The sequence below is a fragment of the Sphingobium sp. TomTYG74 genome (assembly GCF_055393875.1).
The window spans coordinates 17,936-30,545 of record NZ_AP027341.1 but is presented as its reverse complement, the minus strand read 5'-3'; the positions used below and the strand labels follow the sequence as shown (position 1 = coordinate 30,545).

Genomic DNA, 12,610 nt, shown 5'->3' with positions numbered 1-12,610 from the left:
GACAGTCGGTGAAGGGAATTTGCCCTTCTTAATTTCCGGCCTAGACGGGGAAAAGCTCTTTACCGGCCGGGCCTTGTGCCCTGTCCGGGTCTGCCTGTTCTCCTCAAGGGATACGGGCCAGTCGATCTCTCCCCTTCGGACTTTAAGTGCCCCGCGTTCGCGCGGGTTTTAGTCGTTTGCTGGTTCGCCAGCGAACATGAAGTGGAGAATGGCATGGATCGTAATCAGAAAGCTGAGGTCGTTTCCGCGCTGAACGCACATCTGGCAGAAGTTGGCGTGGTCGTCGTGACCCGCAACCTCGGGCTGACGGTCGCCCAGTCGACCCAGCTGCGTCAGAAGATGCGGGAAGCCGGTGGCACCTACAAGGTTACGAAGAACCGCCTCGCCAAGATCGCCTTTGAAGGCACCAGCTACACCAACCTCAGCGACCTGCTGACTGGTCCGGTTGGCCTCGCCTCCTCTGCCGATCCGGTTGCAGCCGCCAAGGTTGCAGTCGATTTCGCCAAGACCAACGACAAGCTTGAGATCGTTGGCGGCGCAATGGGCGAAGTGCTGCTGAACGCGGAGGGCGTCAAGGCGCTCGCCTCGATGCCGTCGCTGGATGAACTGCGTGCGAAGATCGTTGGGCTGCTCGTTGCACCCGCGACCAAGCTTGCAACCGTCACCCAGGCACCGGCTGCGCAGCTCGCGCGGGTCTTCAACGCCTATGCGGAAAAGAACGCGGCCTAATCGCCGCAGTCCTACCGACAAGACAGGTTATCAACTTTCAATTGAGGGGCTCATGCCCCGCCCAGAAGGGAATATAGTAACATGGCAGACATCAACGCACTGGTCGATCAGCTTTCGGCCCTCACCGTCCTCGAAGCCGCTGAGCTGTCGAAGGCTCTGGAAGAAAAGTGGGGCGTTTCGGCCGCCGCTGCTGTCGCTGTAGCCGGTCCGGCTGCTGGCGCCGCTGCTCCGGCTGCTGAAGAGCAGACCGAATTCGACGTGATCCTGACCGGCGACGGTGGCAAGAAGATCAACGTCATCAAGGAAGTCCGCGCCATCACCGGCCTGGGTCTGACCGAAGCCAAGGCGCTCGTCGAAGGCGCGCCGAAGGCCGTCAAGGAAGGCGCCAGCAAGGACGAAGCCGAGAAGATCAAGAAGCAGCTGGAAGAAGCCGGCGCGACTGTCGAGCTCAAGTAATCGGTTTTGCTCCACTTCGCGCGGAGCACCGATCCAGCTCAGCTGGAACAAGGGCGGTGTCTTCGGATGCCGCCCTTTTTCTATACGGATACAGCGCAGCAGCCTGCCTGAGTCCTTCTGGATCAGTCGACCCTAAACGCGCCCCAGCGCTTCTATCAGCGCCTGCCCAAGTCCCTTTACGGCCGCATCACCAACGCCCGCGTCCAAAGCCTCCTCCAACGCGGACGCATGACCGCCAATATCGGCATAGCCAAAAATCCCGGCCACGCCCGCCAATCCATGGGCGAGATGCAAAAGGCGGGAGCGATCCCCGGCTTCAAGCGCCGAAATGATGGCACTCCGATCGGACGCGGCCCGCGCATGGAAGCGCTGTCGCAACTTCTGCATTTGCGCTTCGGCGTCGCTCATGGCTCCAGCAATGTCCGCACGGTCCCCGCAAGGCTCATCGGGTCGAACGGCTTGGCAAGCACGGCCCGCGCACCGAGCGCCTTGAGGTTCGTCACGTGCCGTGGATGCGTTTTGGCCGTGATGAATGCGACGGGAATTGTCGCGGTGGCGGGCTCAACCTGCAACGCCGCCAAAGTCGCAGGCCCATCCATGCCCGGCATCATCACATCAAGCAGGATGAGAGCAGGCTGCCACTGCCTCGCCTGCTCCAGCGCTTCTGCACCCGAGGCCGCCGTTCGCACCTCGAACTCCAGGTCCAGCTCAAGCGACATGGCCGCGATCTCCCGCAGGTCTGCCTCGTCATCAACATAAAGAATGCGGGTCAACTCGGGCCTTTCTGTCAATTCGGCATCACAGCGGCAATTCGACAATAAACGTTGCCCCTGTTTCCGCCGCCGAATCCAGCGCGATGCTTCCGCCATGCGCCTCTACGATGCCCTTGCTGATCGCCAAGCCAAGGCCGGTGCCCGCATGGCCATGCTGATGCGCACCATCTTCCTGCTCGAAACGCTTAAACAGCCGCGCACGAAACTCCGGCGAAATCCCCGGCCCCTCGTCAGCAACGCTGATCCGCGCGACATCCCCCGCCCGCTCAAGGCAGACATGGACGGTCCCACCCGAGGGCGAGAATTTGCAAGCGTTGGACAATAGGTTGGTCATCACCTGACACAGGCGATTGCCATCAACCTTCGCGACGACCGCTTCGCCCGGGCGGTCGAATTCAACCTTAACGCCGAAACGCTCCGCATATGGCCCAATCTGCTCGATGGCCTCGGTCAGCAGCAAGCCCAATTCCCGCTCGTCAAAATGAAAGACCAGCTTCCCGGATTGAAGCTTGTCCATGTCGAGCAGGTCATTGACCAGATGAATCAGCCGCTCCGCATTCTTGCTGCCGATCGCGACCAGTTGTTTGGCCCTGTCAGGCAACTCCCCAGCGGCGCCACCCGCCATTAGTCCCAATGCGCCGGAGATAGCGGTCAACGGCGTACGCAATTCGTGACTGACGGTCGATACCAGTTCGTCCTTCAGGCGGCTGATCTGCCGCTCCTGCGTCACATCCCGCGCCGTCATGATGAACCGCCCACCACGGATCGATTCCCGGCGGATATCGATGATGCGACCGTCCCTGCGCTGAATCTCCAACCGACGACTGTCGCTCGTGCGGATGGACTCGACAAAGCCCGCGACGATCTGATCCGGGTCGCCGGGTCCCAGTTCGCCGCGTTGCGCGGTCAGGCGGATAAGTTCACGCGCATCCCTTCCGCCCGTCACGCTATCGGGAGCATAGTCAAACAGATCGACGAAGGCCTGATTCCACAGCATCAGCCGCAGGTCCCGATCTACCACCGCGACGCCGCCGCTCACATTCTCCACCGTCAGCTTCAGCAACTGGCGTTCGTCATCAAGCTTGCGTCGATGTTCGTCAGCCGCAAATCCTTCGACCCGCAATTCTATGAGGTCGATCACCGTTCGTGCCAGCTGGGCTAGACGCTGCCGATCCGCCTCGCTGAAATCACGCGGCTCGTAATCGATGATGCACAAGGTCCCGAGCGGCTGGCCATTGGCCACCCGCAAGGGCGCACCGGCGTAGAAGCGGACATGCGGCGGCCCCGTGACCAATGGGTTGCCGCGAAACCTCGGATCCTTCGTCGCATCCGGCACCACCATGACCTCGGGTTGCAGGATCGCGAAGGCGCAAAAAGCGACATCCCGCGAGGTGTGGGTCTCATCGATGCCGCACGCACCGCGAAAACATTGCGTGTCAGATCCCACGATCGACACCAGCGACATGGGCACATCGAACAGGTCAGCTGCGAACTGGGTTATATGGTCGAACGGACGTTCCCGACCGATGCCGCCAAGCCGATAATGTTCCAGTGCTCGCAATCGATCCGCCTCATCCGCCGGGATGGGAGGCTTCACCGCCTCGGTGCCCTCGGGCTGGCGCTCCTGCATCGTTGGCATCGGTCCTCAGGTCCCGCTCATGATCACGGCACCAATCGACACCTTAACTGGAATGAAATCAACACCTTCCTTGAGGATGAATGTTAAAGCGGGTCGGGATCGAGATGATCGCGGGTAAAGCCGGTGCCATTGTGAAGATCAAAATGAAGGCGGCGCATGGCATGGGGAACGCCGCCTTTGACGGTAAGTGTCACGCTGCTCAAGACGTACATTTCATGCCGCGCGCCTGGAGCCGCCTCTTTCACTATCTAGCGCGCCGCTAGCAGGATCGGCCGATCGGCGGCCGCCTGCGCAAAGTGTTGAGCGCGCAAACTACTCAGCATATTGTCCCTCTCCGTCGCATCATTCGCCACAATCACCCATGCCTCGAACTTCGACCCAGGGCGCACCTCCTGCGGTAAGGGGTGAAGCGATCCCATCGATCGGATAGCGCGCATCGATATGCGATCGACACTGCGCGACGCCGAAGAGCCCGCCAGAGAAATATTTTCCGGCCGACCCTGTTCGCTCAGCCGGAACTGCACGCGGGAATATCCGATCGATCCTCCGTCACGATAAAGGGACGTTGCCTGACGGATGCTCCGCGACAATCTTGATGCTGTCCGATCCGTCCACTTTTCATAGCTTATGGCGCTTTTATCGGGTGCTACCACCGTCAGTTGCCCAGATCCCTGCCTGGCATCTGCCGCCATCGGCACCGCCAAGCAGACGCAAAGCGCCGCCATCACAGGCTTGGCATACATAGAGGCCTCCTCTGGTTCTCTAGCAATTTTTTACTGAAAGGCCGCTGCGGCAGCGTCGGACCAGCCGAGAGCAGCGGCTGCTTATATATTGCAAAGCCGCGTGGCCGGGTAACAAATTATCGCCAATGAAGTCATGGGTATAAGAATTATTTCATCGGGGCTTAATTTATCGATCAAAAGTAACTTGCGCGCTTAACTTGTTTGAGCTTGCCAGAAGACAGCGTTAAACCGCCACCCTCATTGGATTTTGATGGGCTTCCCGTACGGTAACGCTGCACGACTCAGGTGGAAATCGCCAGGCCGACGGCTTCCCCAACCTTGATGCCATCAATGGCCGCCGACAATATGCCGCCTGCATAGCCTGCGCCTTCGCCAGCCGGGTAAAGTCCGGCCACATTCAGGCTCTGAAAATCCTTGCCGCGTGTGATGCGGATGGGGGATGAGGTTCGGGTTTCGACACCAGTCATGACCGCATCGGGGTGATCATAATTGGCAATCTGTCGGCCAAATGCAGGCAGCGCCTCGCGAAAGGCGTCGATCGCAAAGTCAGGCAGGCAAAGGGACAGATCGGTCATGGTGACGCCCGGCTTGTAGGAAGGAACGACCTCCCCCAGCGCCGTGGAGGGACGCCGCGCCATGAAATCGCCAACCTTTTGGCCTGGCGCCCAATAGGAGGAGCCGCCCGCGACAAAGGCCTGACTTTCCCAATGCCGCTGAAGGTTGATGCCCGCCAAAGGCCCTCCGGGGAAATCACGCTCCGGCTCTATGCCAACCACCAGGCCTGAATTGGCGTTGAATTCCGCACGGCTATATTGGCTCATGCCGTTGGTGACGACACGCCCTTCTTCAGACGTGGCAGCGACCACGCGCCCCCCCGGACACATGCAGAAGCTGTAAACGGTGCGGCCATTCTCGCAATGATGTGCAAGGCTGTAGGCTGCCGCTCCAAGTACCGGGTGACCCGCGCAATTGCCGTAGCGGGCTCGATCGATCCAGCTTTGTGGATGCTCGATCCGTACCCCGATCGAAAAGGGTTTGGCTTCGATATGAACACCGCGCCGGTGCAACATCTCGAAAGTCGGGCGGGCGCTGTGTCCGACGGCAAGCACAACATGGTCGGCCTCTATAAAGCTGCCGTCGGAAAGATGCAGTCCGCGCAGGCGCTGCGTTCCGTCGCCTTGCCGCTCCATTTCCAGTTCATCGACCTTGTGCTGCCAGCGATATTCGCCGCCCAGCTGTTCGATCTGCCGGCGCAGGCTTTCGACCATGCTGACGAGGCGAAACGTCCCGATATGGGGATGCGCTTCGATCAATATGTCTTCAGGCGCGCCCGCCGCGACAAATTCCTCCAGCACCTTGCGGCCCAGGAAACGCGGGTCCTTCACACGGCAATAAAGCTTGCCATCCGAAAAGGTGCCCGCGCCACCTTCCCCGAACTGGACATTGCTGTCAGGATTCAGTTCGGCTCGCCGCCAAAGGCCCCAGGTATCCTTGGTCCTCTCCCGCACAACCTTGCCACGGTCGAGGATTATGGGCCGGAAGCCCATCTGCGCAAGGATCAGTCCCGCGAAAAGCCCACATGGACCTGCGCCCACGACGACCGGGCGCTTCCCCGACCAGCCTTGCGGCGCATGCGTGACAAAGCGGTAGTCGGTGTCCGGGCGGCGGCGAACGTCATGGTCACCCCCAAGCCGTTCAAGCACCGCAGCCTCGTCCACCAGCTCGACATCGACGGTGTAAACCAGCTGGATTGCACTCTTTCGCCGGGCATCATTGCCCCGGCGCACGATTACATGGCGTAGGAGGTCCGATGCCTCAATTCCCAGCCGCTCGCAAATGGCGGCAGGCATCGCATCGGCCGGGTGGTCGAGGGGCAGCTTGAGGCCGGAGAGACGCAACATGGCGCCGCCTCTAGCCCCATTTACCGCCCCGCTCCACCCCCTCATGAGGATAGGCCGCTGCCTTTTCAGAGACGCGCGCGCAGGCCCGCGTAGACCGCCCGGCGTTCGATGGGATAGAAGGCCGCACTGGCCTGGTTTCCCGGCGTAAGTGGATCATCCGGCTTGTAGCTTACGAGCGCTCCGATATCGCCTATCGCTCGCTTACCCGTCAGATTGCGTGCATCGACGAACAGGCTGATGCCCTTCGTCAACTGCGCCTGCGCCCCGAGGCTGAAAGTCGCATAGTCATCAACCCGCTTGCTATTGTTATAATCGACCCAGGCACCCTGCGGCACCCATTCCACAGCCGGAGCGATGCTGGCGCGATCGGTTCCCAGTTTCACTTCAGCGCGATAGAAGTGGCGCGGCACGACGGGTAGGCGGTTATCGCCGAACTGCGCGTCATTCCGGAAACGGAAGTCGCTATACTGGTAGACCTGCCGCAACGTCGCCCACGGCGCGAGGGTCAGGTCCAGCGCGGCCTCGATGCCCTGGTGCCGTGTCCGGCCCGCGTTGAATGTTGCCGCCGGAATGACGCCCGGCTGGACACTATATTGCAGCAACTCGCCTTTCAGGTCCGCGCGATAGAAGCTTATGTCCCATCGAGCTGGGCCAACGCTGCCGCGCGTACCGATTTCCGCCGTCCAGGCCCGCTGCGCATCAAGGGGCGTGAAGCCGGGCAGCGGCCCACTTGGTCCAGCGGCAATCTGGCCCAGTTCGATGAAGCCAGGCAACTCCACAGACCGGCTGTAATTTGCGTAGACCTGCACCGCCTGAGAGGGTGCATACAGAAGCCCGAATTTAGGAGAGAAACTATCGAACTTCGCCTCGCCGCTGCGTAAAGGCAGCAGGCGATTGTCCAGCCGCCTCTCTCCATGCGTATAGATGCCACCTGCGATCAGCCATAAGCCCTGAACCGGAGCGATCCTCGCCTCCGCATAGCTATTGATCGTCCGCGCCCGTGCCTTTTGAATGGACGTGAGAGCGCCCGAATTGCCGTTGATATTAACGAACTGCCGGAAGTCACCATGGCCAAAGCGTGCCTGCGTCCCCACGGTCAGCTCGACCGGGAGGCCTTGCACCTCTCCCGAAAGGTCAAAGCTGGCGAACAGCCCACGATCCTCTGATTTCTGATCGACCACCTGATAAATGGGATGGTTCAAAGCCTTCGCATTGAAATATGCGCCAAAGGCAAGTTGGCCGCCGTCCAGTTCAACCGTGGTGCGGTTTTGAAACCGGATGGAATCGATGTTGCGCGCCTGATCACCTGCGAAATTGCCCTTTGCCGGATCATTCAGCGCATCCGCTTCGGTCAGCGCTCCCGACAGCTTCTGCCGGATCGTCTGGGCGCTGACATAGAAACGGGTTTCCACCCGATCGTTCAGCTTGATTCCAACATTGCCGTTGAAACGCAGCGCGCGCCGCGCGCCATGATCGCGGTCCCCATCGGACCTGTCGGCGGTAATCGCTGCCCAGACGTCACCACGAGCATCGGCGTAACCATAGGCCGCCTTCGCACGCAGCGTATCGAACGAGCCGCCATCTATGCGCAATTCCGTGCCCGGCATCGTCCGTCCGGTGGGTGTGACCGCATTGATGGCGCCACCCAATGTCGATCCGCCAAATCGCAGCGCATTACCGCCGCGATAGACTTCCAGATGCTGGAACACCTGCGGATCCAGCTCCTGAAAGTCTCCGTTGTCGTCGGCCATGTTGATCGGGATGCCATCCTGTAACAGCGTGAGGCCCCGCATATGGAAGCTCCGTGACAGTCCGGAACCGCGTATCGAAATGCGCACCTCCTGACCAAAGCGCGGTTGCATGTAGACACCTGCGGAGAAGGCCAGCGCGTCGCGCAGCGATACGGCCAGCTTGTCTTCGAAATCCTTGGCAGCAACGACATCGGCGCCGCCCGCCGTCCGGCTTATATGGGTAGCGGCGTCCTCTACCGTCGGACTGGCGGTAACGATGATACGACCCTGATCGCCAGCTTCATCAGCGAAAGCAGGGGTGGCAAGCAGCGAACAGGCAAGGGCGCACAGCGACACGCTGCGCAAGGCGGTAAATGCAGACATGAATTCATCCTCAAGAAAATCGTGCCGCGCTCAGCGCAGCATTAACGACAGCTTCAGGAGGATAGTGGGGGACCGGATGATGGCGGGGGCGGTGCGGCAAGTCGGGCGATCAGCCCCGTCTTGAGCGCGAATGCGATAGGTCCGAAAACAGTTTGCCACGCTGGCAGTGGCAGATCGGCTAGTATCAGCGGGGGAACCACCGGCTGAACCGAGGCGGCAAAGGAGCAATGTTGCTGAACGGGGACGCCGTCATCCTGCGAATGATTCGCTTTCCCCGGGGTCTGTTCACGATCGACCAGGACGCTGACCGCGCCCTGCCCCGTACAGAGGGTCACCATCACGCCCCAATCCGTACGAACCGGCATAAAACCGGCGGGCGTAATCAACTGGATGGCCAGGACAAGCAGCGCCAACGCGGCCAGCAAGCCCCGCGCGACTTCCGATTGTCTGATCGCCCCCGTCATCAGGCGCCGCTTAACCTCCCCCGGTGCTTCTGTCATCAGGTCAAATTGACCCAGATCATACTTGACGTTAACGTCAACCTTTCCTAGCTAAGACGCCATGGACCAGCGCAGCAGCATTGCGGGCATTGAATTGCCCGACAACAAAGAACGACAAAGCTACACCATCACCGACTTGTCGGACGAGTTCGGCGTCACGGCCCGCGCCCTGCGTTTCTATGAGGATGAAGGGCTGATCGCACCGGAACGCCATGGCCTCGCCCGCATCTATTCGCGCCGTGACCGAGCCCGACTTGCGTGGATCCTGCGTGGTAAAAGGGTCGGCTTCAGCCTCGCCGAGATCCGCGAAATGATCGACCTTTATGATGCGGATGAGGAGCATGAGGAGCAGCGACGCGTCACAGTCGCCAAATGCAAGGCGCGCATCGAACTGCTCACCCGCCAGAAAAGCGACATAGATGCCGCCATCGCGGAACTTTCCGGCTTTGTCGCGGCTCTCGACAAGCCCTGAACATTCGCGACGAAAAGATAACCGGAGAAGATTGATGCCCAGCTATTCCGCCCCGATCCGCGAAACGCGCTTCATACTCGACCATGTGGTGGGCCTTGATCGCTATACCAATCTGCCCGGCTTTGAGAGCGCGACGCCGGATTTGGTGGATGCCATCCTGACAGAGGGCGCGAAGATTGCTGAGGAAGTACTCTTTCCGCTGAATGCCGTCGGCGACAAGGAAGGGTGCGTTCGGAACCCGGATGGCAGCGTCACGACGCCACCGGGCTTCAAACAGGCGTTCGACACCTATGTCGGGGGCGGCTGGACCACGCTGCACGCGCCGGTCGAATATGGCGGACAGGGCCTGCCCAATGTCGTCGCGTCGGCTGTCGGCGAATATGTATTGTCGGCCAATCACAGCTTCGAAATGTATCATGGCCTGACCAGCGGGGCCGTGTCCGCCCTGCTCGCCAAGGGCAGCGAAGAACAGAAGCAGAAATATATCCCCAACATGGTGTCGGGCAAATGGACCGGCACGATGAACCTGACCGAGCCCCATGCCGGCACGGACCTTGGCCTGATCAAGACCAAGGCGGTGAAGCAGGATGACGGCAGCTATGCCATCACGGGCACGAAAATCTTCATTTCGTCAGGCGAGCAGGACCTGACCGAGAATATCATCCACCTCGTCCTCGCCAAGACGCCGGACGCGCCGGAAGGCAGCAGGGGCATATCGCTGTTCGTGGTGCCCAAGTTCATCGTGAAGGACGATGGGTCGCTGGGTGAGCGCAATGCGGTGTCCTGCGGTTCGCTCGAACATAAGATGGGCATTCACGGCAACGCGACCTGCGTCATGAATTATGACGGTGCCAAGGGATGGATTGTGGGCGAGGAAAATAAGGGCCTCGCCGCCATGTTCATCATGATGAACGCGGCGCGCATGTGGGTCGGCATGCAGGGCCTCGGCCAAGCGGAAATCGCGTTCCAGAACGCAGTCCATTATGCGCGCGACCGGCGGCAAGGCCGCGCGCTGACCGGCCCGCAAGACAAAGACGAAAAAGCCGATACGCTGTTCGTCCACCCCGATGTGCGGCGCATGCTGATGGAGGCGAAGGCGCTGACCGAGGGGCTGCGCGCGCTGATGCTGTGGGGCGCCTTGCAGGTCGATCTGGCGCAGCACGCCGCGAGCGAGGAGGAACGGCAGGCCGCCGACGATCTCGTCCAGCTGCTGACCCCGGTGCTGAAAGGCTATGGCACCGACAAAGGTTTCGACGTTGCGGTCATGTGCCAGCAGGTGTTCGGCGGTCATGGCTACATCTGGGAAAATGGCGTCGAGCAATATGTGCGCGACGCCCGCATCGCCCAGATCTACGAAGGCACCAACGGCGTGCAGGCGATGGACCTGGTCGGCCGCAAGCTGCCGATGAATGGCGGCCGGGCTTTGCAGGCTTTCCTGAAGATCGTTGCGGACGAGGTCGCGGAGGCGAAGGGCAATGAGAAGCTGGCGGGCGTGGCTGAAGCGCTGGAGAAGGCCAGCGGGCAGTTGGGCGCCGCGACCATGTGGCTGATGCAGAATGCGATGCAGAACCCCAATAATGCAGGGGCTGGCGCGGTGCATTATATGCATATCCTCGGTATCGTTTCGACGGGCCTCATGTGGCTGCGCATGGCGAAGGCTGCTGCTGCGCTGCTGGAAGCGGGCGAAGGCAATGCGCGCTATCTGGACGCGAAGCTGGTCACGGCGCGCATCTTTGCCGAGCGGGTGATGCCGGATGCGGGCGCGCTGCGGCGGAAGATCGAGGGTGGCGCGGAAAGCCTGATGGCGATCGATCCGGATATGTTTCTGGCGGCTTGAGGTGAGGCCGATGTCCGGCGGTTTCTGCTACCTGCCGTGGTATGGTTATGGCGGTATATGGTCTGCATTGGGTCGCGCTGAGCCTGTCGAAGCAAGCCCTCAACCGCAACAACTGCTTTGACAGGCTCGGACGGAGTTGATGTAGGGCAGCTCACGAGGAAGTGCGCCCTTGGTGGCTTACCGCCCCAGGAAAGCATCATCCTTCGTTGACGCATGATAAATAGAACCGTAACGTACGATATCCGCAGCTAGTGGGCTGGGAAGCGATCGCGGCGATCATCCGCTGATCCTATGGGGGAGGATAGTAATGCGTCACCTGATCTATAGTGTTGGCCTGTTCGCCTTGGCCGCCCTGCAGGGCGTCAGCCCGGCCTCCGCCCAGTCCAAGCCAAATCCAATTGAAGCGGACGGAACGGTGAACGTGCCAGCGTTTCGATTTCCGCCCTCCGTCTATCTGAGCGACGAAGCGCGGAAGTCCCTGCCCCGCCGCCCGTTCGACGCCAATGACATGCTGACCCAACTGATCGAAAAGGGGCGCGTCCCGGCCGCCCGGCAGACGATGGCGCGCAGCGCAGCGGCGGCAATCCGTAAGCTGGCGGAGCAGCATCAGGTCACCTATCGCGAAGTCACTATGGGCGGCGTGCATGGCTATCTGGTCACGCCCGCCAAGCGGAGTGCGGGCGGCAAGCGCGGCAACATCCTGATCAACCTGCCTGGCGGCGGTTTCATCATGGCCAATGCAGCGGGAGGCGGGCTGCAGGAATCCATTCCGCTGGCCAGCCGCACCGGATTCGAAATCCTGACCATCGATTACAGGCAGGCTCCGGAAGTCGTCTTCCCCGCAGCCAGCGAAGACGTCGCGGCGGTCTATCGGGAACTGCTCAAGACACGCAAGCCTTCACAGATCGGCATTTTCGGCAGCTCCGCAGGTGGGCTTCTCACCGCCCAGGCCATCGCCTGGTTCCAGCATGTGAAACTGCCCTCACCCGGCGCGGCGGGCATATTCTGCGCGTCGGCGGACGCGCGCTGGGCAGGCGACAGCTGGTATTCGTTCAAGCCGATGCAGGGTTTGACCACGCCCGCCACGCTCGATGAACGCTTCTACTATGGCGATCACGACCTGTCGGACCCGCTCATGTCGCCGATGATGTCGAGCGACGTGCTGCGCTTCTTCCCGGCCACCTTATTGGTGACATCCATGCGCGCGGGCGAAGTGAGTGCTGCCGTCAACACGCATCGCGAATTGATCAAGGCCAAGGTCGATGCCGACCTTCATGTGTGGGACGGTCTGGACCATTGCTTCTTTGCGAACCGGAATCTGCCTGAAGCGCAGGAAGCGCTGGATGTGATGACGGACTTTTTCCTGCGAAACCTGCGGAAATAGCGGCGCAGCGACGATAGGAAAAAGGCCGGGGCAGATGATGCTGCGCCCGGCCTTCTGATATC

Annotated in this window: 12 protein-coding genes; 5 read left to right on the top strand and 7 right to left on the bottom strand. The window is 60.9% G+C overall.

Annotated features, from left to right (window positions below):
- Positions 1 to 213: 213 nt before the first annotated feature.
- A complete protein-coding gene (gene rplJ, locus ACZ5TB_RS00150) occupies positions 214 to 729 on the top strand; it encodes a 50S ribosomal protein L10 (RefSeq protein ID WP_196225239.1) in 516 nt (171 codons plus the stop codon).
- Between the two features lie 81 nt (positions 730 to 810).
- On the top strand, positions 811 to 1,185 hold the full coding sequence (rplL, locus tag ACZ5TB_RS00145; RefSeq protein WP_449471019.1) for a 50S ribosomal protein L7/L12: 375 nt from the start codon (positions 811 to 813) through the stop codon (positions 1,183 to 1,185).
- Positions 1,186 to 1,317: 132 nt separating this feature from the next.
- Here the strand turns inward: rplL and ACZ5TB_RS00140 are convergent, their stop codons facing one another.
- The 7 genes from ACZ5TB_RS00140 to ACZ5TB_RS00110 form a co-directional block, all read right to left on the bottom strand.
- On the bottom strand, positions 1,318 to 1,593 hold the full coding sequence (locus ACZ5TB_RS00140; RefSeq protein WP_464791565.1) for an Hpt domain-containing protein: 276 nt from the start codon (positions 1,591 to 1,593) through the stop codon (positions 1,318 to 1,320).
- Positions 1,590 to 1,958, bottom strand: a complete 369-nt coding sequence (locus tag ACZ5TB_RS00135; protein ID WP_464791564.1) for a response regulator — start codon at positions 1,956 to 1,958, stop codon at positions 1,590 to 1,592. Before ACZ5TB_RS00135 ends, ACZ5TB_RS00140 begins: the two co-directional genes overlap by 4 nt.
- Positions 1,959 to 1,983: 25 nt before the next feature.
- Positions 1,984 to 3,597 carry a GAF domain-containing sensor histidine kinase gene (locus ACZ5TB_RS00130; protein ID WP_464791563.1) on the bottom strand — a complete coding sequence of 538 codons (1,614 nt, stop codon included), beginning with the start codon at positions 3,595 to 3,597 and terminating at the stop codon, positions 1,984 to 1,986.
- A 248-nt stretch (positions 3,598 to 3,845) separates the two neighbouring features.
- Positions 3,846 to 4,340 carry an energy transducer TonB family protein gene (locus ACZ5TB_RS00125; RefSeq protein WP_464791562.1) on the bottom strand — a complete coding sequence of 165 codons (495 nt, stop codon included), beginning with the start codon at positions 4,338 to 4,340 and terminating at the stop codon, positions 3,846 to 3,848.
- 281 nt (positions 4,341 to 4,621) lie between these two features.
- Complete coding sequence (locus tag ACZ5TB_RS00120) at positions 4,622 to 6,241, bottom strand: NAD(P)/FAD-dependent oxidoreductase (protein WP_464791561.1); 1,620 nt, start codon at positions 6,239 to 6,241, stop codon at positions 4,622 to 4,624.
- Between the two features lie 65 nt (positions 6,242 to 6,306).
- Positions 6,307 to 8,355 (bottom strand): TonB-dependent receptor family protein, encoded by a 2,049-nt coding sequence (locus tag ACZ5TB_RS00115; RefSeq protein ID WP_464778851.1) that lies wholly within the window; start codon positions 8,353 to 8,355, stop codon positions 6,307 to 6,309.
- Positions 8,356 to 8,408: 53 nt separating this feature from the next.
- Positions 8,409 to 8,819 carry a hypothetical protein gene (locus tag ACZ5TB_RS00110; protein ID WP_464778850.1) on the bottom strand — a complete coding sequence of 137 codons (411 nt, stop codon included), beginning with the start codon at positions 8,817 to 8,819 and terminating at the stop codon, positions 8,409 to 8,411.
- A 97-nt stretch (positions 8,820 to 8,916) separates the two neighbouring features.
- On the opposite strand from ACZ5TB_RS00110, the gene ACZ5TB_RS00105 reads away from it, so the two are divergent.
- From ACZ5TB_RS00105 to ACZ5TB_RS00095, 3 genes are all read left to right on the top strand, one after another.
- Positions 8,917 to 9,327 carry a MerR family transcriptional regulator gene (locus ACZ5TB_RS00105; protein WP_464778849.1) on the top strand — a complete coding sequence of 137 codons (411 nt, stop codon included), beginning with the start codon at positions 8,917 to 8,919 and terminating at the stop codon, positions 9,325 to 9,327.
- A 34-nt stretch (positions 9,328 to 9,361) separates the two neighbouring features.
- Complete coding sequence (locus ACZ5TB_RS00100; protein ID WP_464791560.1) at positions 9,362 to 11,164, top strand: acyl-CoA dehydrogenase C-terminal domain-containing protein; 1,803 nt, start codon at positions 9,362 to 9,364, stop codon at positions 11,162 to 11,164.
- A gap of 307 nt (positions 11,165 to 11,471) precedes the next feature.
- Positions 11,472 to 12,548, top strand: a complete 1,077-nt coding sequence (locus ACZ5TB_RS00095) for an alpha/beta hydrolase fold domain-containing protein (RefSeq protein ID WP_464791559.1) — start codon at positions 11,472 to 11,474, stop codon at positions 12,546 to 12,548.
- The last annotated feature ends 62 nt before the right edge of the window (positions 12,549 to 12,610 follow it).

Excerpts from the sequence above, each read along its gene's own strand:
- rplJ (WP_196225239.1), top strand. The coding sequence starts at position 214 with ATGGATCGTAATCAGAAAGCTGAGGTCGTTTCCGCGCTGAACGCACAT.
- ACZ5TB_RS00100 (WP_464791560.1), top strand. The coding sequence starts at position 9,362 with ATGCCCAGCTATTCCGCCCCGATCCGCGAAACGCGCTTCATACTCGAC.
- ACZ5TB_RS00115 (WP_464778851.1), bottom strand. The coding sequence starts at position 8,355 with ATGTCTGCATTTACCGCCTTGCGCAGCGTGTCGCTGTGCGCCCTTGCC.
- ACZ5TB_RS00140 (WP_464791565.1), bottom strand. The coding sequence starts at position 1,593 with ATGAGCGACGCCGAAGCGCAAATGCAGAAGTTGCGACAGCGCTTCCAT.
- ACZ5TB_RS00120 (WP_464791561.1), bottom strand. The coding sequence starts at position 6,241 with ATGTTGCGTCTCTCCGGCCTCAAGCTGCCCCTCGACCACCCGGCCGAT.
- rplL (WP_449471019.1), top strand. The coding sequence starts at position 811 with ATGGCAGACATCAACGCACTGGTCGATCAGCTTTCGGCCCTCACCGTC.
- ACZ5TB_RS00110 (WP_464778850.1), bottom strand. The coding sequence starts at position 8,819 with ATGACGGGGGCGATCAGACAATCGGAAGTCGCGCGGGGCTTGCTGGCC.
- ACZ5TB_RS00130 (WP_464791563.1), bottom strand. The coding sequence starts at position 3,597 with ATGCCAACGATGCAGGAGCGCCAGCCCGAGGGCACCGAGGCGGTGAAG.
- ACZ5TB_RS00095 (WP_464791559.1), top strand. The coding sequence starts at position 11,472 with ATGCGTCACCTGATCTATAGTGTTGGCCTGTTCGCCTTGGCCGCCCTG.
- ACZ5TB_RS00105 (WP_464778849.1), top strand. The coding sequence starts at position 8,917 with ATGGACCAGCGCAGCAGCATTGCGGGCATTGAATTGCCCGACAACAAA.
- ACZ5TB_RS00125 (WP_464791562.1), bottom strand. The coding sequence starts at position 4,340 with ATGTATGCCAAGCCTGTGATGGCGGCGCTTTGCGTCTGCTTGGCGGTG.